The sequence below is a fragment of the Paraburkholderia sp. TE9906 genome, from assembly GCF_056279605.1.
Genome location: NZ_JBWCCT010000004.1, coordinates 564,191 through 588,228, shown reverse-complemented (window position 1 = coordinate 588,228; position 24,038 = coordinate 564,191). Strand labels below are relative to the sequence as shown.

Annotated in this window: 23 protein-coding genes and 2 tRNA genes; 15 read left to right on the top strand and 10 right to left on the bottom strand. The window is 65.2% G+C overall.

Translation table 11 applies throughout. The features are described 5' to 3' along the window. Nucleotides 1–43 precede the first annotated feature (43 nt). Nucleotides 44–319, top strand: coding sequence for a hypothetical protein (locus tag ACZ9H4_RS13620; protein ID WP_074764961.1), 276 nt, complete (start codon nucleotides 44–46; stop codon nucleotides 317–319). A gap of 155 nt (nucleotides 320–474) precedes the next feature. On the opposite strand, the gene ACZ9H4_RS13615 is transcribed toward ACZ9H4_RS13620, so the two are convergent. From ACZ9H4_RS13615 to pncB, 5 genes are all read right to left on the bottom strand, one after another. Further along, the gene (locus ACZ9H4_RS13615; protein ID WP_408147064.1) at nucleotides 475–1,923 is read right to left on the bottom strand and encodes a DNA recombination protein RmuC; all 1,449 of its coding nucleotides are present in this window, start codon (nucleotides 1,921–1,923) and stop codon (nucleotides 475–477) included. Next, a complete protein-coding gene (locus ACZ9H4_RS13610) occupies nucleotides 1,920–2,909 on the bottom strand; it encodes a 2-hydroxyacid dehydrogenase (protein WP_476119262.1) in 990 nt (329 codons plus the stop codon). The genes ACZ9H4_RS13615 and ACZ9H4_RS13610 overlap by 4 nt, the downstream gene beginning before the upstream one ends. A 54-nt stretch (nucleotides 2,910–2,963) precedes the next feature. Then, nucleotides 2,964–4,388, bottom strand: coding sequence for a sodium:proton antiporter (locus ACZ9H4_RS13605; protein ID WP_476119261.1), 1,425 nt, complete (start codon nucleotides 4,386–4,388; stop codon nucleotides 2,964–2,966). Nucleotides 4,389–4,452: 64 nt separating this feature from the next. After that, complete coding sequence (locus ACZ9H4_RS13600) at nucleotides 4,453–5,115, bottom strand: LutC/YkgG family protein (protein WP_476119260.1); 663 nt, start codon at nucleotides 5,113–5,115, stop codon at nucleotides 4,453–4,455. 163 nt (nucleotides 5,116–5,278) lie between these two features. Then, complete coding sequence (gene pncB, locus ACZ9H4_RS13595) at nucleotides 5,279–6,475, bottom strand: nicotinate phosphoribosyltransferase (protein ID WP_408147056.1); 1,197 nt, start codon at nucleotides 6,473–6,475, stop codon at nucleotides 5,279–5,281. Nucleotides 6,476–6,767: 292 nt separating this feature from the next. Between pncB and fdxA the strand changes: the two genes are divergently transcribed. The 8 genes from fdxA (at nucleotide 6,768) to ACZ9H4_RS13555 (ending at nucleotide 11,587) form a co-directional block, all read left to right on the top strand. Beyond that, nucleotides 6,768–7,091, top strand: a complete 324-nt coding sequence (fdxA, locus tag ACZ9H4_RS13590) for a ferredoxin FdxA (protein WP_020069367.1) — start codon at nucleotides 6,768–6,770, stop codon at nucleotides 7,089–7,091. Between the two features lie 117 nt (nucleotides 7,092–7,208). Beyond that, nucleotides 7,209–7,284, top strand: a tRNA-Asn gene (locus ACZ9H4_RS13585). 62 nt (nucleotides 7,285–7,346) lie between these two features. Then, a tRNA-Asn gene (locus ACZ9H4_RS13580) sits at nucleotides 7,347–7,422 on the top strand. A gap of 272 nt (nucleotides 7,423–7,694) precedes the next feature. Further along, complete coding sequence (locus tag ACZ9H4_RS13575; RefSeq protein ID WP_408147054.1) at nucleotides 7,695–8,171, top strand: CreA family protein; 477 nt, start codon at nucleotides 7,695–7,697, stop codon at nucleotides 8,169–8,171. A gap of 203 nt (nucleotides 8,172–8,374) precedes the next feature. Next, complete coding sequence (locus ACZ9H4_RS13570) at nucleotides 8,375–9,205, top strand: AraC family transcriptional regulator (RefSeq protein ID WP_476119259.1); 831 nt, start codon at nucleotides 8,375–8,377, stop codon at nucleotides 9,203–9,205. A 199-nt stretch (nucleotides 9,206–9,404) separates the two neighbouring features. After that, on the top strand, nucleotides 9,405–10,220 hold the full coding sequence (locus ACZ9H4_RS13565; RefSeq protein ID WP_476119258.1) for an AzlC family ABC transporter permease: 816 nt from the start codon (nucleotides 9,405–9,407) through the stop codon (nucleotides 10,218–10,220). Continuing rightward, entirely contained in the window at nucleotides 10,217–10,540 is a 324-nt protein-coding gene (locus tag ACZ9H4_RS13560) for an AzlD domain-containing protein (RefSeq protein WP_408147048.1), read from the top strand. The genes ACZ9H4_RS13565 and ACZ9H4_RS13560 overlap by 4 nt, the downstream gene beginning before the upstream one ends. A gap of 279 nt (nucleotides 10,541–10,819) precedes the next feature. Next, complete coding sequence (locus tag ACZ9H4_RS13555) at nucleotides 10,820–11,587, top strand: DUF4088 family protein (protein ID WP_408147046.1); 768 nt, start codon at nucleotides 10,820–10,822, stop codon at nucleotides 11,585–11,587. 99 nt (nucleotides 11,588–11,686) lie between these two features. Here the strand turns inward: ACZ9H4_RS13555 and ACZ9H4_RS13550 are convergent, their stop codons facing one another. The 3 genes from ACZ9H4_RS13550 to ACZ9H4_RS13540 all read right to left on the bottom strand — a co-directional run bounded on the left by ACZ9H4_RS13550 (nucleotide 11,687) and on the right by ACZ9H4_RS13540 (nucleotide 14,946). Next, nucleotides 11,687–13,816 (bottom strand): ATP-dependent helicase, encoded by a 2,130-nt coding sequence (locus ACZ9H4_RS13550; protein WP_408147044.1) that lies wholly within the window; start codon nucleotides 13,814–13,816, stop codon nucleotides 11,687–11,689. A 314-nt stretch (nucleotides 13,817–14,130) separates the two neighbouring features. Beyond that, nucleotides 14,131–14,394: a hypothetical protein gene (locus tag ACZ9H4_RS13545; protein WP_476119257.1), complete on the bottom strand. Its 264-nt coding sequence runs from the start codon at nucleotides 14,392–14,394 to the stop codon at nucleotides 14,131–14,133. Between the two features lie 96 nt (nucleotides 14,395–14,490). Continuing rightward, entirely contained in the window at nucleotides 14,491–14,946 is a 456-nt protein-coding gene (locus tag ACZ9H4_RS13540; protein ID WP_408147040.1) for a hypothetical protein, read from the bottom strand. Nucleotides 14,947–15,266: 320 nt separating this feature from the next. Between ACZ9H4_RS13540 and ACZ9H4_RS13535 the strand changes: the two genes are divergently transcribed. From ACZ9H4_RS13535 to fumC, 5 genes are all read left to right on the top strand, one after another. Continuing rightward, nucleotides 15,267–15,485, top strand: a complete 219-nt coding sequence (locus ACZ9H4_RS13535; protein ID WP_011489423.1) for an RNA-binding S4 domain-containing protein — start codon at nucleotides 15,267–15,269, stop codon at nucleotides 15,483–15,485. 281 nt (nucleotides 15,486–15,766) lie between these two features. After that, on the top strand, nucleotides 15,767–17,179 hold the full coding sequence (locus ACZ9H4_RS13530) for an MATE family efflux transporter (protein ID WP_408147038.1): 1,413 nt from the start codon (nucleotides 15,767–15,769) through the stop codon (nucleotides 17,177–17,179). A gap of 275 nt (nucleotides 17,180–17,454) precedes the next feature. After that, the gene (panS, locus tag ACZ9H4_RS13525) at nucleotides 17,455–18,417 is read left to right on the top strand and encodes a ketopantoate/pantoate/pantothenate transporter PanS (RefSeq protein ID WP_476119256.1); all 963 of its coding nucleotides are present in this window, start codon (nucleotides 17,455–17,457) and stop codon (nucleotides 18,415–18,417) included. 278 nt (nucleotides 18,418–18,695) lie between these two features. Then, nucleotides 18,696–20,372, top strand: coding sequence for a phospholipase D family protein (locus ACZ9H4_RS13520; protein WP_476119255.1), 1,677 nt, complete (start codon nucleotides 18,696–18,698; stop codon nucleotides 20,370–20,372). A 15-nt stretch (nucleotides 20,373–20,387) separates the two neighbouring features. Next, complete coding sequence (gene fumC, locus ACZ9H4_RS13515) at nucleotides 20,388–21,788, top strand: class II fumarate hydratase (protein ID WP_476119254.1); 1,401 nt, start codon at nucleotides 20,388–20,390, stop codon at nucleotides 21,786–21,788. A 285-nt stretch (nucleotides 21,789–22,073) separates the two neighbouring features. Here the strand turns inward: fumC and ACZ9H4_RS13510 are convergent, their stop codons facing one another. Continuing rightward, a complete protein-coding gene (locus tag ACZ9H4_RS13510) occupies nucleotides 22,074–22,580 on the bottom strand; it encodes an acyl-CoA thioesterase (protein WP_042321988.1) in 507 nt (168 codons plus the stop codon). A 193-nt stretch (nucleotides 22,581–22,773) separates the two neighbouring features. Further along, nucleotides 22,774–22,917, bottom strand: coding sequence for a hypothetical protein (locus ACZ9H4_RS13505; RefSeq protein WP_408147030.1), 144 nt, complete (start codon nucleotides 22,915–22,917; stop codon nucleotides 22,774–22,776). 210 nt (nucleotides 22,918–23,127) lie between these two features. On the opposite strand from ACZ9H4_RS13505, the gene ACZ9H4_RS13500 reads away from it, so the two are divergent. Next, nucleotides 23,128–23,841, top strand: a complete 714-nt coding sequence (locus tag ACZ9H4_RS13500) for an ArsR/SmtB family transcription factor (RefSeq protein WP_408147028.1) — start codon at nucleotides 23,128–23,130, stop codon at nucleotides 23,839–23,841. Nucleotides 23,842–24,038 lie beyond the last annotated feature (197 nt).

Here is a 24,038-nt window from a genome sequence, read left to right as displayed (position 1 = left end):
TTTGCTTCACCCATTACCACCAAAACACACGGGTTTGACTTACATGAAAAAACAGATCTCGTTCATTGCACCTGGACAGACGGCCAAAGCACTCATCCTCGTGTATCTGACGTTCTCGGTGCCGATCGTGCTGCTCGGCGTGCTGGTCGCGTTCATCCGGTACGGTTCGGTTGAATTGAGCACGGTGTTCAGCGCGTTGCTGCTGAATGCGATCCTCGGTTTCGTGCTGTTGTGGATCGCGTGCCACGCGTACAACTGGGTCGCATCGCGTTTCGGCGGCATTGAAATTCACCTGACCGACGCGCCCGAAGAGGCGTAATGCCTGCGGCAACCCGCGCCGCCGCGCCCACGGACACGCACGCCATCTTCGCGCTGACGTACGGGCTGGTGGAATTCGACGCGGACGTTTGAGGCGCACGGGTGAACCGGCTTCACGGGCTCGCGCTCCACACGGCGCGCCAAACCCGCGCCACCCTACTGCTCGTCAGCCTCGACACCAGACAACGCGTCGCCGAGCAAGCCTCTCGCTTCGTCGCCCGGCAATGCCTCGACGTCGCGCAGCTTGCGGTTCATCATGCGGGTGCGCGTTTCCGCCGCCTCGATAGAACGCGTGACGGTCTCCAGCTGCGCTTTGGTCTTCGCGAGCACGTCGCCGAATTTGCCGAACTCCGTTTTCACCGCGCCGAGGACCTGCCAGACCTCGCTCGAACGCCTTTCGATGGCGAGCGTGCGGAAGCCCATCTGCAAACTGTTGAGCAGCGCCGTCAGCGTGGTCGGCCCCGCGATCGTCACGCGATAGTCGCGTTGCAGCAGGTCCGTCAGTCCGGGCCGGCGTAGCACTTCCGCGTACAGGCCTTCGGTCGGCAGGAACAGCAGCGCGAAGTCCGTGGTGTGCGGCGGCGACACATATTTCTCCGCGATCGTGCGCGCCTCCGCGCGAATCCGCGCTTCGAGCGCGCGTGACGCGTCTTCCACGGCGACCGGATCAGCGCGCTCCTGCGCTTCGATCAGACGCTCGTAGTCTTCGCGCGGAAACTTGGCGTCGATCGGCAGCCAGACGGGCGTGGCCGCGCCGCCCTGCTCCGTGCGTCCCGGCAGCCGGATCGCGAACTCGACGCGGTCCGCGCTCTTCGGCACCGTCGCGACGTTCTTCGCGTATTGGTCGGCGGTGAGCAGCTGTTCGAGCAGCGCCTCCAGTTGCACTTCGCCCCACGTGCCACGCGTCTTGACGTTGGTGAGCACCTTCTTCAGATCGCCGACGCCGGCCGCCAGCGTCTGCATCTCGCCCAGGCCGCGATGCACCTGTTCGAGCCGGTCGGAGACCAGCTTGAACGATTCGCCCAGCCGCTGTTCGAGCGTGGCGTGCAGTTTTTCGTCGACGGTGCGGCGCATTTCTTCGAGCTTGGCCGAGTTGTTCGCCTCGATGTCCTTGAGCCGCTGCTCGATGGTCGCGCGGACTTCGGCGAAGCGCCGGTCGTTCGCCTCGGTCAGTTGTCCCAGTTGCAAACTGAGCGTGTCGCCGAACTGCTTGAGCGAGCGGCCCTGCTCGTCGCGCGCCTGTTGGGCCTGCGCCTGCAGACTGTGGCGCACGGCGTCGAGTTGCTGCGCGAAAGCGTCGATCTTGCCGCCTTGCACCGTGGTCATGCTGCTGAACTGCGCGGCGAGCGTCTGTTGAAAATGCGCGAACCCGCTGCTCTGCTCGGTGCGCGACACCCGTGCGGTCTCGGTGATGTCGTTGCGCAATTGTCTCTCGAGGCGCTCGTAGGCATGTGCCTGCGCGCCGGTCGCCACGTCGATGCGTTCGTTGAGCAGTTCGAACTGCTCGCTGTCGTCGGCGCGGCCATGAGCGCGCATCAGCAACGCCAGCGCAATGACCAGGACGACCGCCAGCACCGCGACGGCCGCCACCAGAATCATCATCATGAGCGCGCCTTGCCGATCACGTCCGGATTGACCGGATTCGGCGGCCGGCCTGCACGCGGCCCAACGCCCAGCCCGGCGATCAGATTGTCGGCGGCGAGATTCGCCATCGCGCGCCGCGTGGCCTCGGTCGCGCTTGCGATGTGCGGCGTCAGCACGATATTCGGCACGCCCAACAGATCCGGATTCAGATGCGGCTCGCCTTCGAACACGTCCAGACCGGCCGCGGCGATCTGCTTCGAGCGGAGTGCCTCGACCAGCGCCGCGTCGTCGACGATGCCGCCGCGCGCAATGTTGGTGAGCGTCGCGGTGGGTTTCATCAGCGCGAGTTCGGCCGCGCCGACCGTGTGATGGCTTTCCTTCGAATACGGCACGACCAGCACGACATGGTCGGCACGCCGCAGCAGATCCTGCTTCGATGCATATTCAGCGTTCAGTTCGGCCTCGATCTCCGGCGCCACGCGCGAGCGGTTGTGATAGATCACCTGCATGTTGAAGCCCTTCGCGCGCCGCGCGAGCGCCTGCCCGATCCGACCCATGCCGATCACACCGAGCGTCGAACCGTACAGGTCGCTGCCGAGAAAACCGTCGTAGCTCCACTTCTGCCATTTGCCCGCGCGCAGCCAGTGCTCGGATTCGGCGATGCGGCGCGCGGCGGCCATCATCAGCGCCCAGCCGAAGTCGGCGGTGGACTCGTTCAGCACGTCCGGCGTATTGGTGCCGAGCACGTTCGCGGCGTTGAACGCGGCCATGTCGAAGTTGTTGTAGCCGACCGCCATGTTCGACACCACGCGCAGACGCGGCGACGCCGCCAGAACGCCGGCATCGATCGGCTCGCCCGCGGTCAGCGCGCCGTCCTTATCCGCGAGACGGCGTTTCAGTTCGTCGGCGGGCAACACGTCGCCCTGGTTCCAGTCGACGTCGAAATACTGCTTGAGCCGTTCGATCACATCGGGAAAGATCGAGCGGGCGACGAGGATCTTCTGCATTGCAATTCTCCGTATGGCGCGTCGAGCGGGAGTGCCTCGGCGTCGAAATCAGCATCAGAAAAACAACCAGCCGGTGACCGCGAACAGCGGCAACAGCACACCACCCGACCAGCCCAGATAAGCGAAAAAGCTCGGCATGCGAACGCCGCGCGATTGCGCGATCGCTTTCACCATGAAGTTCGGTGCATTGCCGATATACGTGATCGCACCCATGAACACCGCGCCGGCCGAGATCGCGGCGAGCGTGGTCGCGCCGCTCGTCATCAGCTTCTGCGCATCGCCGCCCGCCAGGTTGAAGAACACGAGATAAGTGGGCGCGTTGTCGAGAAACGAAGATAGCAGGCCGGTCGCCCAGAAGTACATGATGTCGCGCGGCTGACCCGCGGAATCGTTGACCAGATGGACGAGGCCCGCGAACGCGCCGGCCTCGCCCGCACGCAGTATCGTGATGACCGGCGCGATCGTCACGAAGATGCCGGCGAACAGCTTGGCCACTTCTTCGATCGGCGCCCAGTTGAAATCGTTGCCCGCGCGCGCCGCGCGCGGCGTCAACGCGAGCGACAGCAACGTCACGCCGATCAGCGCAACGTCGCGCACCGCGTTCTGCAGCTCGATCTGCGTGCCGAACACGTCGAACGTGACCTCCGGCCGCCACAGACCGCTCATCAGAACGAGCGCGATCACCGCGGCGAGCAGCAAGAAATTGATCTTGCCGTCGATGCCGCGTGGCGCGCCCTCGGGCGTCGGATCGAGAAAGCGCGAGCGCTCCTCTTCACGCCGATGAAAGTAGTACGAGTCGAGCGCGTAGAAGCCGGTCAGCAGCACGACGCTGACGAACAGCATCGGCAGCGCGAGATGCTGGGTGGTCCAGAAGAAGCGCACGCCTTCGAGGAAGCCGAGAAAGAGCGGCGGGTCGCCCAACGGCGACAGCGAGCCGCCCACGTTCGCCACGAGAAAAATGAAGAACACCACGACATGGACCACATGCTGGCGATTGTCGTTGGCGCGCAGCAATGGACGGATCAACAGCATGGCCGCGCCGGTCGTACCCATCACGCTCGCCAGCAAGGTGCCGAGCGCGAGAATCGCCGTGTTCAGGCGCGGCGTGCCGTGCAGATTGCCGCGCACGCAGATACCGCCCGCGACGGTATAAAGCGCGGTTAGCAGAACGATGAACGGAATGTACTCGTCGAGCAGCGCGTGCATCAGCTTGCCGAAGGCCACGTTCATGCCGAAGGTGAGCGCGAACGGTACGAGGAACACGAGCGACCATGCTGCCGCGATCTTGCCGAAATGGTGATGCCAGAACGCCGGCGCGATCAGCGGAAATATAGCGATCGACAGCAGCACGCCCGCGAACGGCAGGCTCCACAGCGCCGACAGGGTCGCGCCATCGAGCGTCGCAGCAGACGCCGATTGAGACCATCCGCCCAGCGTCAGCGCGGCGACAAGCCACATGCTCACGGCATGTCCTTTCATATCGTTGAGATCCTTTTTATTGCGGGTGGCCGGGTGCGCGGCGAGACGTCGCCGCGCGGCCTGCTCACGCATCCTGCACGACGATCACATGCACCCGGTAAGGGCCATGCGCGCCCAGCACGATGGTCTGCTCGATGTCGCCGGTGCGGGATGGACCGGAAACGAAATTGACCGCGCGGGGCAGTTCGCCGCGCTCCTTGCGGATCAGGCCGAACGCGTCTTCGTGACCCGCGACGATGCGCGATGCCGGCACGATGGCGATGTGCGTTTCCGGCAGCAAGCCGGCCGACGCGTAGGTTTGTGGGCCGGACAGCAGTACCAGCGTGCCGGTCTCGGCGGTCGCGCAAAAGCAGCCGGTGAGACCGACCACGTCGCCGTCGCGCGGCTTGCGGAATTCGACGCTGAGGCCGGCTTCGGCCCAATTGAGATCTTGCAGGGTCTGCCAGGCGATCGCCTGCAACGGCAACGCGTGCCCGGTGAGGTAGCGATGCGCCGCGGCTGGCACGTCGGCGAGCGTTTGAACGATGTCGACCGTGGTCGACAGCTTCTGCGCTTCTTCGATGAAACGCGCGCTCAGATCGGCCGGCATCTCCGGACGCGGGCCGGCCGGATGGCGCGTCACATAATCTGCCGCCGCCTCGCGCTCGGCAGCGGACGGCTCGGGCTCGCGCCCTTGCGCGGCGCGGATGCGCGCCAGGATGTTGCGGCGGGCAATGGATGTGTCCATGTGCGAAGTCCTCGTGTCGGCAGCCGTGCGAAGTGACGAGGATTATACCGGCCACCCTCCACGCGAACACCCTGGCCGAACGGCATATTGCCGGCCAGCTCACGCGCGTTCAAAGTAGTCACCAATGCACGGGCGCATGAGCTCGCACGAGGTGCGAAGCGCGTTACTTCGCGGCCTCTTCTTCGGGTTGCGCGATGCCGAATACCTGGCGCAGATACGCGAGATAAGCCTTGTCCTCGCACATGTTCTTGCCCGGCGAGTCCGACAGCTTCGCCACCGGCTGACCATTGCAGCGAACCATCTTGATGACGATCTGCAACGGGTTGTAGCCGAGGTCGTTGGTCAGATTGGTGCCGACGCCGAACGCCAGTTTGCAGCGGCCGCGAAAGCGCTCGTACAGTTGCAGCACCTTCGGAATGTCGAGCGCGTCGGAGAACACGAGGATCTTGGTGCGCGGGTCGCAGCGGTTCGCCTCGTAGTGCTTGAGCAGGCGCTCGCCCCAGTCGAACGGGTCGCCGGAATCGTGGCGCGCGCCGTCGAACAGCTTGCAGAAGTACATATCGAAATCGCGCAGGAAGGCCTGCATGCCGTACACGTCGGACAGCGCAATACCGAGGTCGCCGCGATATTCCTTCGCCCACATCTCGAAGCCGAAGATTTGCGAGTCGCGCAACCGGGGGCCGAGCGCCTGGCACGCCTGCAGATATTCATGCGCCATCGTGCCGAGCGGCGTGAGGCTGTGCTTCATCGCATAGAAGACGTTGCTGGTGCCGGCGAACTGCTCGCCGAGACCGTCTTTCAGCGTGAGGATCACTTCCTCGTGCCATTGCTTCGAGAAGCGGCGGCGCGTGCCGTAGTCGGCGATCTTGCAGTCGGCGAATTCGGGGCGCGCGCCCAGCAACTGGATCTTCTCGACCAGACGGCCGCGCCCTTCGCTGTAATCGGGCTTTTGCTGGGTGTTGCGGAAATAGACCTCGTTGACGATCGCGAGCATCGGAATCTCGAACAGGATCGTATGCAGCCACGGCCCTTTGATCTCGATGTCGATTTCGCCATTACCCTTCGGCGACGGCTCGATCGAAATGTATTTCTCGTTCAGATGAAACAGCGCGAGAAACTCGATGAAGTCACCCTTGATGAAGCGCATGCGCCGCAGGTAGTCGAGCTCGTCGTCGGTGAAGCGCAGGTCGCAGAGCTTGCGCACTTCGTCGCGAATCTCGCCGATGTACGGCACGAGATCGACATTCGGCGTACGGCAGCGGAAACGGTACTCCACATTCGCGGCGGGAAAATGATGCAACACCACTTGCATCATCGTGAACTTGTACAGATCGGTATCGAGCAGCGAAGTAATAATCATGATGGTGCGAACTGGACCGCGGGAAAAACGAAAGGCCGGACTCAAGCCATGCGCGTGGGACACGCCCGTGCGCGTCGACTTGACGCATGTTACCCGAATGCGCCCGAATTCAGCGCGCCGGCGAACGCTTGCGTCACGGGCCCGAAGAAATCCCCCTTGGCGGGCGCCATAAACTAATCACGAAAACATATAAAAGGCATTGCCCAACGCTGTATATGCCTCTTGACGTTACGTTACAATAGCGCTTTTGGCGCTTGCGCCTTCCCTGATTCCGCATGCAGGAGCTGCCTGAATGACTCACGTTGTGACCGAAAGCTGCATCAAGTGCCGCTATACCGACTGCGTCGATGTGTGCCCGGTGGACTGCTTTCGCGAAGGTCCCAACTTCCTCGCGATCGACCCCGATGAGTGCATCGACTGCGCCGTGTGCGTGGCCGAATGCCCGGTGAACGCCATTTATGCCGAAGAAGACGTGCCGGGCGATCAGCAGAACTTCATCGAGCTGAATGCCGATCTCGCGAAGAACTGGCCGAGCATCACCAAGACCAAGGCGCCGCTGCCGGAAGCCGACGAGTTCAAGGATGTGAAGGAAAAGCTCGCACTGCTCGCACGCTGAGCACCGCAGCCTGTCACGTGCCCCGCCGGATTCGAAATTAAACCAAGATGAACGCAGGGTATTGACAGGGGCTAAAGCTGCCTCTAAAATTTCGCTTCTCTGCTGTTGTTGTTCTGTTCCTCGATAGCTCAGTCGGTAGAGCGCCGGACTGTTAATCCGTAGGTCCCTGGTTCGAGCCCAGGTCGAGGAGCCAAGAATTTCAAAAGCCCGTTAACCAAGACGGGTTTTTTTATGTAGATCGAGTTGTACTGCTGTTCCTCGATAGCTCAGTCGGTAGAGCGCCGGACTGTTAATCCGTAGGTCCCTGGTTCGAGCCCAGGTCGAGGAGCCAAAATTTTGAAAGGCCCGCATCCGTGCGGGCCTTTTTCTTTTCGTGCGCCGCGCGTCACTGGATTTGATCGCTGGATCGTCATCATGGTCCGCTCGAGGCTCGCGGTTTTGTCGCCGGCTCCGTATTGCCTGCTCGCGGACAACGGCGGCGGCTAACGCAGATCATCTCGCTCATCGGCCCCGGCCCTCTTTCCTGCATGCCGTTATACGATGGCAGTCTGCCGGCGCGCGTCTCGCGCCCAACCGCTCGCTCATATTCATATCGGCACACCCATGAAACCCACCTCGTTGCGCATCGCGCTCGCCGTTGCCGCGGTATTGATGCTGCCTTCGGCTCACAGCGAAGAAGTCGCCAGCGTCAATACCAACTTCCGCATCACGGGTTCCGACCGCGTGGTCGTCGAGGCCTATGACGATCCGGTCGTTCAAGGCGTGACCTGCTACGTGTCGCGCGCGCGGACCGGCGGCGTCAAGGGTACGCTCGGCATCGCCGAAGATCCGACCGAAGCGTCGATCGCCTGCCGCCAGGTCGGCGCGCTTCATTTCACGGGACCGGTGAAACAGCAGGCCGATGTGTTCTCCGTCAGCATGTCGCTCATCTTCAAATCGCTGCATGTCGTGCGCGTGGTCGACGCGAAGCGCAACACGCTGGTGTATCTCACGTACAGCGACCGGGTCGTCAGCGGCAGCGCGAAAAACAGCGTGAGCGCCGTGCCGATGCCGGCCGGCACGACCATCCCCGTCAAGTAGGCATCACGCTAGCGCTACACGCGCGGGGCACGCTGCGCACGCCTCGATGCAGCAATGCCCTGGCCCCACACGACCGCAACCGCCCTGCTCGTCAGACGGCGCGGTTCGCGCCGGCCAGCCGAACGCACGCGGCCGGCAAACGCCAGGCCGGTGTCGCGAGCGCTCACGACGCGCTACACTGACCGTCCTGCCGGACCTTCATCATGATCGCCGCCCATCGCTTCCAGGACTCCGCCCGCTACTGGCGCACGCCGCTTCTGCCCGGCGCGGACCTGCTCACAGCCGAATATCACGATCACGAGTTCACGCCGCACTGGCACGATGCGTACACGATTCCGGTGATCGTCGCAGGCGCGGAGGGATATCGGTATCGCGGCGCCGATTACGTCGCCGAAGCGGGCGGCGTGCCGATCATCAATCCGGGCGAGCTCCATACGGGTTCAAAGGCGGTCGAGGCGGGCTGGCGGTATCGCGTGATGTATGCGCCGGTGGATTTCATCCACGATCTCGCGAGCGAACTCAGCGGCAAGCCGCAGGCGCTGCCGTTTTTTGCGCCCGGCGTGATCCGCGATGCCGATCTCGCCCTGCGGCTCGCGCGCGCGCACCGTCTGCTGGAAGCGGGCAACGATGCGCTCGCCGCCGAAGCCGCGATGCTCGACGCGCTGTCCACGCTGCTGGTCCGTTATTCGCAGACACAACCGGCGCCGTCCCAGCTCCCCACCGACGATAAGCGCGTCGCGATCATGCAGGAGCGTCTGACCGGCGATCTCATCGAACCCGTTACGCTCGCCGACGTTGCGCGGGCGGCGGGCTTGTCGCCGTTTCACGCGGCGCGCCTTTTCACGCAGGCGACCGGCTTGCCGCCTCATGCGTGGCGCAACCAGGTGCGCTTGCAGCGCTCGCTCGCGCCGTTGCGCGAAGGTGTGTCAGTGGCGGATGTGGCCGCGGCGAGCGGCTTCACCGATCAGAGTCATTTCACGCGGCATTTCCGACGCATGTTCGGGGTGCCCCCGGGGCGCTGGCAGGGAATTTGAGGCGGCTTTGGGTGGGATGCGGCTGGGCGCGTTGCGAACGAGGTATGCGCGTTTGCGTGCCTTCTGCTTCAGCCTTTCCACTCACGTCACCTCACCGGACTGAGCTCAGCTGAACCAAGCCACTCCCCACCCCCGCCGCAAGAACGTACAAGACTCCCCCTTCGACTCCCACTATGCTTCCCCAATCAAGGAGGCAAGATTGACCCATTCCACCCTCGGCCAGCACACTCGCACAGGCCATTTCAAAGAATTCACCGCCGGCGCGCGCGACATCATCCCGATGATGGTCGGCGCGGCGCCGTTCGGTGTCATTTTCGGCACCCTCGTCGCATCCGGCCCGCTGCATCTGTGGCACGGACAGTTGATGTCGCTCGTCGTATTCGCGGGTTCCGCGCAATTCATCGCACTCGGGCTGATCGCCGGCCACGCGAGCTTCGCCGTGATCTGGGCGACCACGCTCGTCGTCAATCTGCGTCACGTGCTGTACAGCGCGACACTCGCGCCGCACGTCGCGCATCTGTCGGCGCGCTGGCGCTGCGTGCTCGGCGCGTTGCTCACCGACGAAGTCTTCGCGGTCGCCTGGGAGCACTACCGCCATCGCGAACCGGGCTCGGTCGGCCCGCACTATTTCTTCGGTGCGGGACTGGCCATGTACCTGAACTGGCAGCTCTGGACCATTGCCGGCCTGCTGTTCGGCGCGGCCTTCCCGGGCCTGCAATCGCTCGGACTCGACTTCGCGATGGTCGCGACCTTCATCGCGATCGTCGTGCCGCAACTCGTCGCGTTGCGCTACATCGCGGCGGCGGCCACCGCGGGCACGCTAGCGTTCTTCTGGCAGGCGTGGCCGTACAAGCTCGGCCTGCTCGGCGCGGTGTTCGCGGGCGTCGCGGTCGGCGTCCTGTTGTCGATGCCGCGATCCAACACACGCAACCCAAGCAACCCAAGCAACACACGTGGCACGCACGGCACTCGTCATGCACGCGGCACCCGCGAAACCGCGGAGGCCTCGCGATGAACTACGTCGTCCTGATCCTCGGTATGGCGGTCATCACGTGGGTGATCCGCGCCGCCGTTTTCGTCCTCGGCGACCGGCTGGTGTTCTCGCCGCTCGTGCGCACCGCGCTCGGCTTCGTGCCGGTGACGGTGCTGACGGCGATCATCGTGCCGATGGCGGTTTCGCCGCACGGCGCGGATGCCGAACTGACCTGGCGCAATCCGCAACTGGTTGGCGCGCTGGCCGCCGTCGTCGTTAGTGCGCTGACGCGGCGGCCGCTGCTGACCATCGCGGTCGGCCTGACGGTGTTCTTCGTCTGGCAATGCGTGGTGCTGAGATAGCGCCGGGTACCCGGCGTCGCGACATCAGCGTCGCTCGGCTTGCGCCACGCGCAGCCCAGCCGGACGACGCCCCCCTCTACAGCGCCCGACTCGCGCGCCCTCAAGTTCCTCTCAAATCCGCCGATATCAAGTCGAGGTCCGCGTATCGGGATGCGTCCCGTTGATTACGCGGCAACACGCTGGAATCAACCGCGTCGGCAGCCGGCGTCGCGTCATCCGGGTCCGCCAGCGGCCGGACGACGTGACGATGCCATGCGGCAGGATCAAACGGGATAACACATGGGTCAAATCACCCTCAAGCTCAAAGACGAGACCATTGCGTCGCTGCGCAAGGATTTCGACGCTTTTCTGCGGGTCTCGCTGAAGCTCGACCCGCAGTTCGCGACGCCGTCGTTTGAGGACTTTTTGCGCGCCAAGCTGCTCGACAACATGGTGCCGCTGACCGAACACGCGGTCCAACGGATGCTGCAGGGCGGCCAGTACGCCTGGGCCAAACGCACGTTGGACAAGGAGTTTCCCGACGTCGTCGCGATCCTGATGCGGCAGGCGGGCGAGTTCGGTTTCGGCTTCGCCGCCCGTTCGGAATGGACCCCGGAGGAGCTCGCCAAGCAATGTCGCGAATGGGCGGCGGCGATCGTCAAGGAAGCGGAAGGCGACGCGACGCAGGTCGATCCGCTCGCCGCGCAGATCAAGAGCGCGGCGCAGGACATTCAGGCACTCGAAGAAGTCATGCAGACGCCCGCATGGCGGCTCGTCGAATCGTTGCGCCAGCGGGTCTACGAGGCGAAGGTGGCATGCGAAACGAGCGTGGGCAGCACCGCGCGCGAGAAGCTCGGCGAGTTGCGCGGATTGTTGCGCCTGGGCATTTCGCACGGCTCGTTCCAGAAGCAGGAAGCGCAGCAGATCATGGAATACCTGCGTCTGCTCAAGCCGGAGATTTTCGTCGAAGAGCCGTATGACGTGTTTTCCCGTCTCGCGGCATGGCTGCGCAATTTCTTCGTGCCGCCGCGTCCGGCGCCGCAACAGCAGCAACGGCAGTCGCGCTGAATTTGCACGCGGTGCGCTGGCACAGCGCACTAGCCGGGCTGCGTTTGCGCGGCCCGACACTCGCCCCGTTGTACCGCACATGAGCGCCCGCTGCGGCGCTCAATCCCACATCTTCCTGAGCTTCGCCCCGATCTCGATCTTCGCGCGCGCCGCCGCGGCGAGCCCGGCCGCCGTCGGTGCGCTCGGCACCGGCACGCGCGGCCACGCATACGCGTCGAACAACGGCATCAGGTGCGCGGGAATGAAGCGCGTGCGCGACGCCCACACGTGGCGATCGCCCATATGCGTCTGGTTGTGCACGTAAAAGCGCTGCGGCACGACAATATGCAGATCCTCTTTCGCACGCGTCATCGCCACGTAGAGCAGGCGCCGCTCCTCGTCGATTTCGTCCTCGCTGCCGGTGCCGAGATCGGAAGGAATGCAGCCGTCGACGCCATTCAGCACGAACACGTTGCGCCACTCCTGCCCCTTCGCCGAATGGATCGTCGACAGGATCAGGTAGTCCTCGTCGATCAGCGGCACGCCGGATTCGTCGCTGGTGGCGTCGGGCGGATCGAGCGTCAGCTCGGTCAGAAAGCGCTCGCGCGACGGGTACGTGCCCGCGATGCTTTCCATCTGCAGCACGTCCGCGTGACGGATCGCGGCGTCCTCGTGATTGCGTTCGAGATGCGGCTCGTACCAGCGCCGCACCATTTCGAATTCGCCGGGCCACGGCGTCTGCCGCCCATACACGCTCGACATCAGCTTGACGAACGGGTGCCAGTCTTCCTGCGCGCGGGCGGGCGCGGTGAACGCGGCCAGCGCACCAGCGGCGGTGTCGACGGGATTGCCGCCGCCCGCGCGCGCGACGATCTCGTCGAGCACCTTCGCCGCCGTGGCCGGCCCGACGCCGGGCAACAACTGCACGACGCGAAACCCGGCGACGCGGTCGCGCGGATTCTCCGCCCAGCGCAGCACCGCGAGCACGTCCTTCACATGCACCGAATCGAGAAATTTCAGCCCGCCGAATTTGACGAACGGAATGTTGCGCCGGGTCAGCTCGATCTCCAGCGCGGCGCTGTGATGCGCGGCGCGAAACAGTACCGCCTGCGACTTCAGCTTCATGCCCTGCTCGCGCGCCTCCAGCACCTGTTCGACGATGTAGCGCGCCTGGTCGGCTTCATCCGCGACAGTGACGAGACGCGGGCGTTGCGCCGACGCCTTGTCGGTCCACAGGTTCTTCGTGTAGCGCTCGCTGGCCAGTTCGATCACCGCGTTTGACGCGGCGAGGATCGGCGCGGTCGACCGGTAGTTGCGTTCCAGCGTGACCTGGCGCGCGGGCGGATCGAACTGCGCGGGGAAATCGAGAATGTTGCGCACGGTCGCGCCGCGAAACGAGTAGATGGACTGCGCGTCGTCGCCGACCACGGTCAGGCCGCGTCCGTCCGGTTTCAGTGCGAGCAGGATCGACGCCTGCAGGCGGTTGGTGTCCTGATACTCGTCGACCAGCACGTGATCGAAACGCGCCGACAGGTCCGCCGCAATGGCAGGCTCGGCGGCCATGTGCGACCAGTAGAGCAGCAGATCGTCGTAATCGAGCACGCTCTGCTTCTGCTTCGCGTCGACGTAGGCGGCGAACAGCATGCGCAGATCGGCTTCCCACTCGCGGCACCACGGAAACGCGTTCTCCAGCACATGGCCGAGCGACGCGCCCGTATTCACGACGCGCGAATAGATGGCGAAGCAGGTGCCCTTCGCGGGAAAGCGCCGCTCCTTCGCGGACAGCCCGAGCTCGTGCCGCACCAGGTTCATCAGGTCGGCGGAGTCTTCGCGGTCGTTGATCGTGAAGGACGGCGCGAGCCCGATCAGATCGGCGTACTCACGCAGCAGCCGCGCGCCGACGCTATGGAACGTGCCCGACCACGTGAGCCCTTGCGCGAGCGCGGCCCGGGCGCCGAGCGCCGCGCCGGCGATGCGCGTGACGCGGCGGGTCATCTCGAGCGCCGCGCGGCGCGAAAAGGTCAGGAGCAGAATGCGGCGAGGATCGGCGCCCTTCACCACCAGATTGGCGACGCGGTGCGCGAGCGTGTTGGTCTTGCCGGAACCGGCGCCCGCTATCACCAGCAGCGCGCCGGGCGGCGCGCTGGGCGTATCGGCGCCGTATTCGACGGCTTCGCGTTGCGCATCGTTGAGCTTCGCCAGCCAGGCGGCGGTGTCGAAAGGCGGCGGAGATTCGGCGACGGAGGGCACGGTGGATTTGGGCGTTGAACGGATTCAGGATGGCGACGCACACTGTATATCCATACAACCATCGACGACAAGCGACCCTTTTTTCGGCGGTCGTTGCGGTTATGTGCTTACAGGCGGGTGAGCACCCGCGCAGCGGCTTGAACCGAAGGCGCTGCCGTGTACGACGCTCGCAGTGCACTCGAAAAACAGGTTTCCCGACACGCGCAAAAAAATGACCCGTGCGTGTCATCACGCAACGGGCCATCTTCCAGCAAGGGCGGCAACACAAGGCGCAGCTCGCGAAGTGCCTCGCACCTCGCTTGCGCGCCTCAGCCTCACTGCTTCTTCGCATCCTTCACATTGGCGTCGGCGCTGGCCTTGTCGGCGTCGGCCTGCGCGTCCGTTTTCGTCTTGTCGGCCCTGGCTTGCGCGACAGCCGCCTTCTTGTCGGCCTTCGACTGTTCCTTGGCAGCCTTCTTGTCCGCGTGCGTGACGGGTGCGGCGGCCGGATCGCTAGCCTGAGCGAACGCTACCGACGACAGACAGCCCGCGAGCAGCGCGGCATACATTCGATTCTTCGTCGACTGGGTGATCTTCATCCGATACCTCCGTAAAACGTGCTGCGAAAGCGCGGCGTGACAGGTAACCTCGAGCCAGCCTCGCGCCAACCTCGGCCGTCCGCCCGCGCTCCACACTTAATGCTTGACGTCGGCGCCGTCCGCCTGGGTGGCGGTCTGGCCTTCCATGTTCATCTTCATTTCATTGCTGGCGGCCTGCTTGTCCGCCTTCTGGTTGATCTTCGCGTCGCGCACCTGCTCCTTGTATTGTGCCTTGGCGGCCTTTTGCTGATCCTTCAGTTCGGTCTTCGACGCCTTCTTCGACGCGCGATATTCCGCGTTCGCCTTCGCGTTGGCGTCACGCTTTTGCACCAGCGGATCGGTCGAGCCCGACGCCGTCAGACGGGTCGGCGGCGGCGTCACCGGCTGGACGCCCTGCGCGGCGGGCGCGGCCGGTGCGAGATCGGCGCCCTGGGTCTGGATCTGTGCCTGGCCACTGATGCCCGCAGCCGGCTGCGCGGTCTGCGCTACCGCGGCGGTAGCGGCAAAAGCAGTGAGGGCGGTACCGATCAGCAGTGAATGAATCTTGGTCATGGCAAATCCTCTCTAAAGTTGTTGTGACGCGGGCGCGGTGTAGCGCATGTCGACGTCGCGCAAGGCAGGTATGTCCCGCGTGACTCGCCCGGTCTTCTTCCACTGGATCTATCCTGCCAATCCAGCAAGCTTTGCTACATGGCCGCACTTTACGAGTGAAATTCACGATGCACGACCTCTGTTACGGAGGGTTTCACTTTCCGACAATTGCATAACAACTGCTTGCAATTGCTTGCGCGGAGCCTGCCCTCACCGTGAATTTCATCTGGAGCAAGCTTCTGCCTTATGATGCGAACCCTTTGCCTGAAGGTGCAAACGCCATGCCCAACCTCGATTTCACGCTTACCGGCGACTACGTCGAACTGCACAATCTCCTGAAGATAACGGGCCTCGCGGACAGCGGCGGCTCGGCGAAAATGATGGTCGCCGACGGCGCCGTGACCGTCGACGGCCGGGTCGAGACGCGTAAAACCTGCAAAATCCGCGCGGGCCAGGTCGTGCTGCTGGGCGACACGCGGATCGCGGTCCACGAGGCCTGACTGAACGCCTGCCCGCGCCCCGGCCGCAGTCCGGAGATTCGCAGTACCCCGCGCACCAAAAGCGTGCTTCTTTGATCGACATCGCCGATGCGAGGCAATAAGCTGTCAGTTTCGACAGACAAACCCCAGCCGACACGAGTGGCTCACGCCCACACCGCGCATTACTTCGCCGACGCTTGCCGGGCTGCCGCTGACACGCGCCGCCGCTGGCGCGCGAGGCAAGCACCACGCGCGGTTCGCGTACGCCGACACGCTGTCGCCACTTCCGCCGCAAGCGCTTCATGACTCAATCCGGCTTCACCCGGGTGGCCACCCGGCCGCCGACCTTCTCCCGCCACGCAGCCGACACTGCCCGGCTCGCCGCGCCGCTCGCCATCGCGCAGCTGTCGCAGATGGCGATGAGCGTCACCGATACGATCCTGCTCGGCTCGCTCGGCCCCGATGCGCTCGCCGCCGGCGGGCTCGGCGCGAACCTGTTCTTCGTCGTCGTGACGCTGCTGCAAGGCGTGCTGACCTCGGTCAGCGTGAGTGTGTCGCATGCGCGCGGCGCGCAGGACGACACCCGCGTGCCGCATATCTACTGGACCGGTTTCGTGCTGTCGGTGCTGCTGTCGGTGCCGGCGTTCTTCCTGTTGTCGTTCTCGTCGCACATCCTGCTTGCGTTCGGCGAGCCGGGGCTGCTCGCGCACAACGTCGGCGAATATGCGGCGGTGCTGCGTTGGGGCGCGCCCGCGAGCCTGATCGGCGTCGGCCTGATGCGCTCGTTCCTGCCGGCGATCGGCGCGGCGCGGCGGCTCTTGTGGGTGTCGATCGCGAGCGTCGTCGTGAACGCGTTTCTGAACTACGGGCTGATCCACGGCGCCTGGGGATTGCCGCGGCTCGGCTTTCTCGGCTCGGCGGCCGCGACTTCGATCACGGTCTGGCTGACCGCGCTCGTGCTGATGGCGCTGCTGCATCTGCGGCCGCGCTTTCGCCATTTCGTCGTCGCGACGCGGCCGAACGTGCCGCTAATGGGCGAGCTGTTCGGCATCGGCTGGCCGGTGGCGATCACCTACGGCGTCGAGTCGACGCTCTTTCTCGCCACCGGCCTGATGGTCGGTCTGCTCGGCGAGTCGCAACTCGCCGCCCATCAGATCGCGCTGAACGTCGCGTCGGTGGCCTTCATGGTGCCGCTCGCGATCGGCCAGGCGGCCAACGTCAGAGTCGGCTTCTGGGACGGCGCCGGGCAGCCGCTCGCCGCGCGCCATGCGGGCTTCGTCGCGCTGGCGCTCGGCGTCGGCTTCATGATGTTGTCAGGGATCGTGCTGATCGCGGCGCCGCACTGGATCGTCGGTCTCTATCTGCATCTCGACGACCCGGCCAACGCGGCGACGGTCGCACTGGCGAGTTCGCTGCTCGGGGTGGCCGCGATCTTCCAGATCGTCGACGGGATGCAGACGGTCGGTTCCGGCTGTCTGCGCGGTCTGAAGGACACCCGCGTGCCGATGATCGCCGCGGCGTTCGGTTACTGGGTCATCGGCTTTCCGACCGGCTATACGCTGGCGTTTCACTTCGGCCTCGGCGCCCGCGGTTTGTGGTGGGGGCTCGCGGCCGGCCTCGCGAGCGTCGCGGTGCTGATGACGCTGCGCTTTCACAAGCTGAGCTTGCGGCGTGTGCCGGGTGGACAGGTTACGCCGCCTGTCGGGTCGCCCTGACCACCTACCCGAATTGCCCCGCCAACCAGCCGCTGCCGGCCGCCTCGCGGCAAAAGGTAAAATAGCCGGCTCGACGCATCGGCGCGCACCCGCGCCACGCGCCGGGATTGCGCCAGCACGCCCCACAAAGGCCGGCGCCGCCCCAAGGCTCACCCTCGCCCGCCCGGCATGCCGCTTTCTCCCGGCAGACTTCCGAACGCGCGCCGCCGGCGCCCCGACGGCCCGCTCGATCGACCCTCGTTTCTCGCAATAAACATAACCAAGGACCACCCGTCATGCTTGCCCGCGTCACCCGCTTATTTCCGCTCTGGGCCGTGCTCGTTTCGATCGCCGCATACTTCTCGCCCGCTTCGTTCGCCGGCATCTCGCCGCACGTCACCACGCTGCTCACGATCATCATGCTGGCGATGGGCGTCACGCTGTCGGTCACCGATTTCCAGCGCGTCTTCACGCGCCCCGCGCCGGTGATCGCCGGCATCGTGCTGCACTACCTCGTGATGCCGCTCGCCGCCTGGGTGATCGCCAAGGCGCTGCGCATGCCGCCGGATCTGACCGCCGGCATGGTGCTGGTGGGCAGCGTGGCGAGCGGCACGGCGTCGAACGTGATGATCTATCTGGCGCGTGGCGACGTCGCGCTGTCGGTGACGATCAGCGCGCTGTCGACGCTCGTCGGCGTGTTCGCCACGCCGCTGCTTACGCGTCTGTATGTGGACGCGTCGATCGCCGTCGACGTGCACGGCATGCTGATGAGCATCCTGCAAATCGTCGCGCTGCCGATCGTGGTCGGCCTGATCGTCAATCATCTGTTCCACAAGGCCGTGCGCAAGATCGAGCCGATCCTGCCGCTGATCTCGATGGTCGCGATCCTGCTGATCATCGGCGCGGTGGTAGGCGGCACGCAGAAGAGCATCGCGTCGGTCGGTCTCGTGGTGATGCTGGGCGTGGTGCTGCATAACGGCATCGGCCTGCTCGGCGGCTACTGGGGCGGACGTCTGCTCGGCTTCGACGAAGCCGTCTGCCGCACGCTCGCAATCGAAGTGGGCATGCAGAACTCGGGCCTCGCCGCGACGCTCGGCAAGCTGTATTTCACGCCGATCGCGGCCTTGCCCGGTGCGCTGTTCTCGGTGTGGCACAACCTGTCCGGCTCGCTGCTCGCGGGCTACTGGGCGGGACGCCCGGCGAAAGGCTCGACGCATCCCGATGGCGAGCGTGCGTTGAACGCCGCCGGGCGCAGCTAAAGCGGCCTGGCCCACGCGCCGCCATTGCAGGTTTTCAAAGCGATGGCGGCAGCGCTCGACATGAGCGCAGCGAATCGACTGCGGCCATTGCCGGCATGCTCTGCGCGTGCCGGCAATGGCCGTCGCGCAATCCACCTCGCCGTAAAAGTCCGTCAGGACGCCCACACGGCAGCCCCGGAGCCGCCCGCCGCGATTCCCCTTAGAATGCCTTTCTCGACAGCGTGAGCAAGCCATCCGCGCTGCCGTCACGAGAAGCCTGAAAACAAGGGGAAGACAGCGTGCCGGGGCATCACGAACAGAATCAGAGCGCACTGCAACGCAAGCGCGTATTTGCCGCATCGTGGAGAAAGGCCCCTTGGGGGGCAACGAAACGTTTCGTCCTGCTGTGCTGTGCCAGCGCATTCCTGAGCGCCTGCGCGACCAAACCGCCCGCCACCGCGTTCGACCGACCGGTCACGCACGCCCTGCCCGCCACCGAAACCACCCCGCTGCGCACCGCGCTCGCCCCGCTCGAAGCGGCGCATCCGGAGCAGTCGGGTTTCCGTGTGCTGTCGAGCGGCACCGACGCATTGCAGATGCGCATCGCGCTAGCCCGCGCGGCGACCAAGACCCTCGATATGCAGTACTACATCGCCAACGAGGACACCACCGGCAAGCTGCTGCTCGGCGCGGCGCTCTACGCGGCCGATCACGGCGTGCGGGTGCGCATGCTGGTCGACGATCTGAACTTCAAGGACATCGACCGCATCATGGCGGGCCTGAATTCGCACGAGAACATCGAGATCCGCGTCTTCAATCCGTTCGGCAGCGCGCAGGAAGGCATGGTCGAACGCGCGGCGAACCTGTTCACGCAGATCGGCCATTTCACGCGCCGCATGCACAACAAGGCGATGATCGCGGACAACCAGCTGGCGATCGTCGGCGGCCGCAATCTCGGTGACGAGTATTTCAGCGCGAGCGAAACGCTGCAGTTCCGCGACCTCGACGTGCTCGCCGCCGGCCCGATTACATCCGACATCTCCGCCAGTTTCGACGACTACTGGAACAGCAGCATCGCGTATCCGCTGCGCGCGCTGAACAAGCAGAAGTTCGACCCGAAGGAGCTCGACCAGACCCGCGACGACTTGCGCCAGCACTGGCGCACCAACGCCGACCCCTACAACGCGAAACCGCTGAACGCGACGCCGCTCGCCTCGCAGATCGCGAGCGAGCAACTCGGCCTGACGTGGGCGCGCGCCGAGTTCAAGGCGGATCGGCCGGAGAAGATCGAGCATCCGTCGCCGGACTACGTCAGCCCGCCGATGCAGCGGCTCGGCGAACTGATGCGCGACGCGCACCAGGACTTCCTGATCATTTCGCCGTACTTCGTTCCGCACGATGCGGGCATCAAGGCGGCCGGCGAGCTGACGCAGCGCGGCGTGCGCATCGCCGTGCTGACCAACTCGCTCGCCGCGACCGACGCGGTCGCGGTGCAGGCGGGCTACAGCCCGTACCGCGTGCCGCTGCTGCGGCAAGGCGTCGAGTTGTACGAATTCAAGCCGCGCCAGGACACGCCGCGCGCGGGCATCGCCGGTTCGCGTTCGCGCGCGAGCCTGCACGCGAAGACCTATGTGATCGACCACAAGATTCTGGTGATCGGCTCGATGAATCTCGATCCCCGCTCGGCCAATCTGAACACTGAACTGGCGCTGGTGATCCACAGTCCGCCGCTCGCCGCCCAGGTCGCGCAGATCTTCGAGCACGCCACCTCGCCCGAGCAGAGCTATCGCGTCACGCTCGCCGACGACGCCCAGCTCGCCTATCTGCGCTCGATCGGCGCGCCGCTCTCGCCGCTCGTGTGGACCGACGTCGACGACGGCATGCGCCGCACCTACATTTTCGACCCGCAGGCAGGGTTATACCGGAACGCACTAACAGGTCTATTCTCCCTATTGCCCGTCAACGCAGAACTTTGAAAAGCGGAGTGAAACATGACAGAAGACGCACGAATGGAGCGCGACACGTTCGGCGAGATCGCCGTGCCGAACGCCCGCCTGTGGGGCGCGCAAACCCAGCGCTCGCTGCAGAATTTCCGTATTTCGACCGAGAAGCAGTCGCCCGAGCTGATCACCGCGCTGGCCGTCATCAAGCGCGCCGCCGCCGAGGTGAACCACGGCCTCGGCGTGCTCGACGAAAGCAAGGCCAAGGCGATCATGCAGGCGGCCGACGAGATCATCGACGGCAAGCATCCCGAAGAATTTCCGCTCGCGGTCTGGCAGACCGGCTCCGGCACGCAGACCAACATGAACCTCAACGAGGTGATCGCGAACCGCGCGAGCGAGCTGCTCGGCGGCGAGCGCGGGGAAGCGCGCAAGGTACATCCGAACGACGACGTGAATCGCGGCCAGTCGTCCAACGACGTGTTTCCGACCGCGATGCACGTGGCCGCCGCGTATGCGATCGTCAAGCATCTGCTGCCGGCGCTGAAGACGCTGCGTGACACGCTCGACGGCAAGGCGAAGGCTTTCGCCGACATCGTCAAGATCGGCCGCACGCACTTGCAGGACGCCACGCCGCTCACGCTCGGCCAGGAGTTTTCGGGCTACGTCGCGCAGCTCGATCATGGCATCCGTCACGTCGAAGCGACGCTGCCGCATCTGTACGAACTCGCTCAGGGTGGCACGGCGGTCGGCACGGGCCTGAACGCGCATCCGCAGTTCGCGGACAAGGTCGCGGCGGCGATCGGCAAGCTGACCGGCCTGCCCTTCGTGTCGGCGCCGAACAAATTCGAAGTGATGGCCGCAGCCGATGCGCTGGTGTTCGCGCACGGCGCGTTGAAAACCGTCGCGGCGAGCCTGAACAAGATCGCCAACGACATCCGCTGGCTCGCGAGCGGCCCGCGCTGCGGCCTCGGCGAACTGTCGATTCCGGAAAACGAACCAGGCAGCTCGATCATGCCGGGCAAGGTCAACCCGACCCAGTCCGAAGCGCTGACGATGCTGTGCTCGCAGGTGTTCGGCAACGATGTGGCGGTGAATATCGGCGGTGCGAGCGGCAACTTCGAACTGAACGTGTTCCGGCCGATGATCGCGCACAACGTGCTGCAATCGGTGCGCCTGCTCGCCGACGGTGCGCACAGTTTCAACGACAACTGCGCGGTGGGCATCGAGCCGAATCGCGAGCGCATCGATACTTTGCTGAACGAATCGTTGATGCTGGTGACGGCGCTCAATCCGCACATCGGCTACGACAAGGCCGCGCAGATCGCGAAGAAGGCGCACAAGGAAGGCACCACGCTGAAGGCATCGGCGCTCGCTCTCGGCTTCGTCACCGAGCAGCAGTTCGACGAATGGGTGCGGCCGAAAGATATGGTCGGGCATTCGGCGGGGTGAAACGCGCGGGATTGCGCTTGCGGCGTGATGAGCCGGCCGCTCGCGCGGCGGGCTTGCGGGTCGAAGAAACCCGCGCGTTGAATTGTGGGCCGCGCGAACGCTCCTGTTCGGGCGGTCCGTGAAGGTTGACGGCGGACCCTCGCGGCCTATGTCGATCCCCTGCCGCCGTTGAATCGCGTGCCGCGCAACCTCCTCCTGTTTCAAGCGGCCCATGAAGGTCCGTGGCGGCCGCTTACGGCCTGCGCAGGCCTTGCGGCCCGCGAACAGCGCCCTCGCGGGCGTCGCTCAGACTTTCCCCTGCGCCACTTCTTCCGGCTTCAGCTCGACGATCGCATCGAGCGCTTCCTTCACGTCCATCGCGTATTTGGCGAGACGCTTCTGTTCATCGGTCTGCGGCACGAAAGCCGGCACCGGCACCGGATGGCCGTTCTCGTTGACAGCGACCATCACGACGAGGCAATCGGTGGTTTGCAGCAGCTCGCCGCCCTTCGGGTCGCCCGCTTGCACCGAGACGTGAATGTGCATGCTGGTGCGCCCCGTCGCCACGACCCGGGCGCGCAATTCGACCAGATTGCCGACCAGGATCGGCCGGCGAAAGCGGATATTGCCCACGCTGACCGTCACGCAATAGCGTCCCGACCACACCGCCGAGCACGCGTACGCGGTCTCGTCGATCCACTTCATCAGCGCGCCGCCGTGCACCTTGCCGCCGAAATTGACCGAGCTCGGCTCGGCGAGAAAGCGGAAAGTGGTTTCCGAACGGTCCAGCGGCGCTACGGGTGGGGTGCTCATCTTGACTCCGGTCAATCGGATGCATTGAAAGGAGGCGATTATACGAGCGCAATATTGACCGCGTGACGGGTTCGGCCGGTGGCGACGCGGAATTTTCGTCCGCAAGACCTGCGGACTTTCGGCGAGCTTGTGGATCACGGGGCTCGGCGCCGCGCATGGCCGCAGCGGGTTGATCAGGCGCTCAAGGGACGCCTTATTTGCGGAAGGTGATTCCTTCGTCGATCGTGCCGTACATGTTGATGCTGCCGGTGCCCGCCCCCGACCCCGATGCGCCGCCGCCCTGCGCGCAGGCAGCGAACAGCAGTACCACCGCCGCGACGGCAAGAAGAGTTTTCATCACAACGTATTCCTGCAAAGACAGGCTTCGATTCTAGCCTGGCGGGCCGGCGCGGCGCCGAAACGCCGGCCCGTCAGCTGCGAGTACGAGCGCGCACCGGGTTTTCGTAGCTGCCGCACTCGATCGTTCACGCTACGCTGAAACATCGAATCCCGCAGCCCGCTACAGTGGACTGCATGGCGCCTCGCGCGCCGCCCCTGGAGACACCCGATGCCCGCCCCGCTCACCGACGACCAGAACCATTTCCCAGGCTTGAGCCGCATTGGCGCGCTGCTCGCCGATCCCGGCCGCGCCGCGATGCTGTGGGCGCTGATGGACGGCAGCGCCCGCCCCGCCGGCGAACTGACGATGATCGCCGGGCTCTCGCCGTCGGCGGCCAGCGCCCATCTCGCGCGCCTCGTCGACGGCGGTCTGCTCGCGCTCGAAGTGCGCGGCCGGCATCGCTATTTCCGGATCGCGTCGCCCGACATTGCCGCGTCGATCGAAGCGCTCGCCAACGTCGCGCAGGTCAGCGCGCCCCAGCGGGCCGTGCCGCGCCCGGTGCGCACCGTGCCGCTCGACATGCGTTACGCCCGCACCTGCTACGACCACATGGCGGGCGAGTTGTCGGTGCAGGTGTTTGAGCGGCTCGTCGGGCGCGGTCTGCTGACGCTGCACGGCACCACGCTCGAAGCGACCGCCGAGGGCGCCGCCCGCTTCGCCGAATGGGGCATCGACATGTCGGTACAGAAAAGCCGCCGGCGCCGCTTTGCCTGCACCTGCCCCGACTGGAGCGAGCGGCGTCCGCATCTGGGCGGCGCGCTCGGCGCGGCGTTGCTCGACTCGTGGTCGGCGCACGGTTGGGTCGAACGGACCGAGCGGCCGAGAATCCTGCGCATCACGCCGGCGGGGCATCGTCATTTCGATGCGTTTCTCGCGGCGTGAATGGATCGCAAGCGCCTGATTTGCGCGACGATAGTCCGCCAATGCGCCGACGAATCGCGGCGCCCAACCCGCGTCGGAACACGCGGCGAGACCTTTTGTTACACGCCCGCGAGGTCGCCTTACAAAAGTGGGGGCCTTGAAACAAACGCCACGGGTAGAGTGACTTACGGACACTTACGGACCGAGCCGTTTGCCGT

Coding starts and splice junctions, on each gene's coding strand:
- ACZ9H4_RS13620 (WP_074764961.1), top strand. CDS start 44: ATGAAAAAACAGATCTCGTTCATTGCACCTGGACAGACGGCCAAAGCA.
- ACZ9H4_RS13615 (WP_408147064.1), bottom strand. CDS start 1,923: ATGATGATGATTCTGGTGGCGGCCGTCGCGGTGCTGGCGGTCGTCCTG.
- ACZ9H4_RS13610 (WP_476119262.1), bottom strand. CDS start 2,909: ATGCAGAAGATCCTCGTCGCCCGCTCGATCTTTCCCGATGTGATCGAA.
- ACZ9H4_RS13605 (WP_476119261.1), bottom strand. CDS start 4,388: ATGAAAGGACATGCCGTGAGCATGTGGCTTGTCGCCGCGCTGACGCTG.
- ACZ9H4_RS13600 (WP_476119260.1), bottom strand. CDS start 5,115: ATGGACACATCCATTGCCCGCCGCAACATCCTGGCGCGCATCCGCGCC.
- pncB (WP_408147056.1), bottom strand. CDS start 6,475: ATGATTATTACTTCGCTGCTCGATACCGATCTGTACAAGTTCACGATG.
- fdxA (WP_020069367.1), top strand. CDS start 6,768: ATGACTCACGTTGTGACCGAAAGCTGCATCAAGTGCCGCTATACCGAC.
- ACZ9H4_RS13575 (WP_408147054.1), top strand. CDS start 7,695: ATGAAACCCACCTCGTTGCGCATCGCGCTCGCCGTTGCCGCGGTATTG.
- ACZ9H4_RS13570 (WP_476119259.1), top strand. CDS start 8,375: ATGATCGCCGCCCATCGCTTCCAGGACTCCGCCCGCTACTGGCGCACG.
- ACZ9H4_RS13560 (WP_408147048.1), top strand. CDS start 10,217: ATGAACTACGTCGTCCTGATCCTCGGTATGGCGGTCATCACGTGGGTG.
- ACZ9H4_RS13555 (WP_408147046.1), top strand. CDS start 10,820: ATGGGTCAAATCACCCTCAAGCTCAAAGACGAGACCATTGCGTCGCTG.
- ACZ9H4_RS13545 (WP_476119257.1), bottom strand. CDS start 14,394: ATGAAGATCACCCAGTCGACGAAGAATCGAATGTATGCCGCGCTGCTC.
- ACZ9H4_RS13540 (WP_408147040.1), bottom strand. CDS start 14,946: ATGACCAAGATTCATTCACTGCTGATCGGTACCGCCCTCACTGCTTTT.
- ACZ9H4_RS13535 (WP_011489423.1), top strand. CDS start 15,267: ATGCCCAACCTCGATTTCACGCTTACCGGCGACTACGTCGAACTGCAC.
- ACZ9H4_RS13530 (WP_408147038.1), top strand. CDS start 15,767: ATGACTCAATCCGGCTTCACCCGGGTGGCCACCCGGCCGCCGACCTTC.
- panS (WP_476119256.1), top strand. CDS start 17,455: ATGCTTGCCCGCGTCACCCGCTTATTTCCGCTCTGGGCCGTGCTCGTT.
- fumC (WP_476119254.1), top strand. CDS start 20,388: ATGACAGAAGACGCACGAATGGAGCGCGACACGTTCGGCGAGATCGCC.
- ACZ9H4_RS13510 (WP_042321988.1), bottom strand. CDS start 22,580: ATGAGCACCCCACCCGTAGCGCCGCTGGACCGTTCGGAAACCACTTTC.
- ACZ9H4_RS13505 (WP_408147030.1), bottom strand. CDS start 22,917: ATGAAAACTCTTCTTGCCGTCGCGGCGGTGGTACTGCTGTTCGCTGCC.
- ACZ9H4_RS13500 (WP_408147028.1), top strand. CDS start 23,128: ATGCCCGCCCCGCTCACCGACGACCAGAACCATTTCCCAGGCTTGAGC.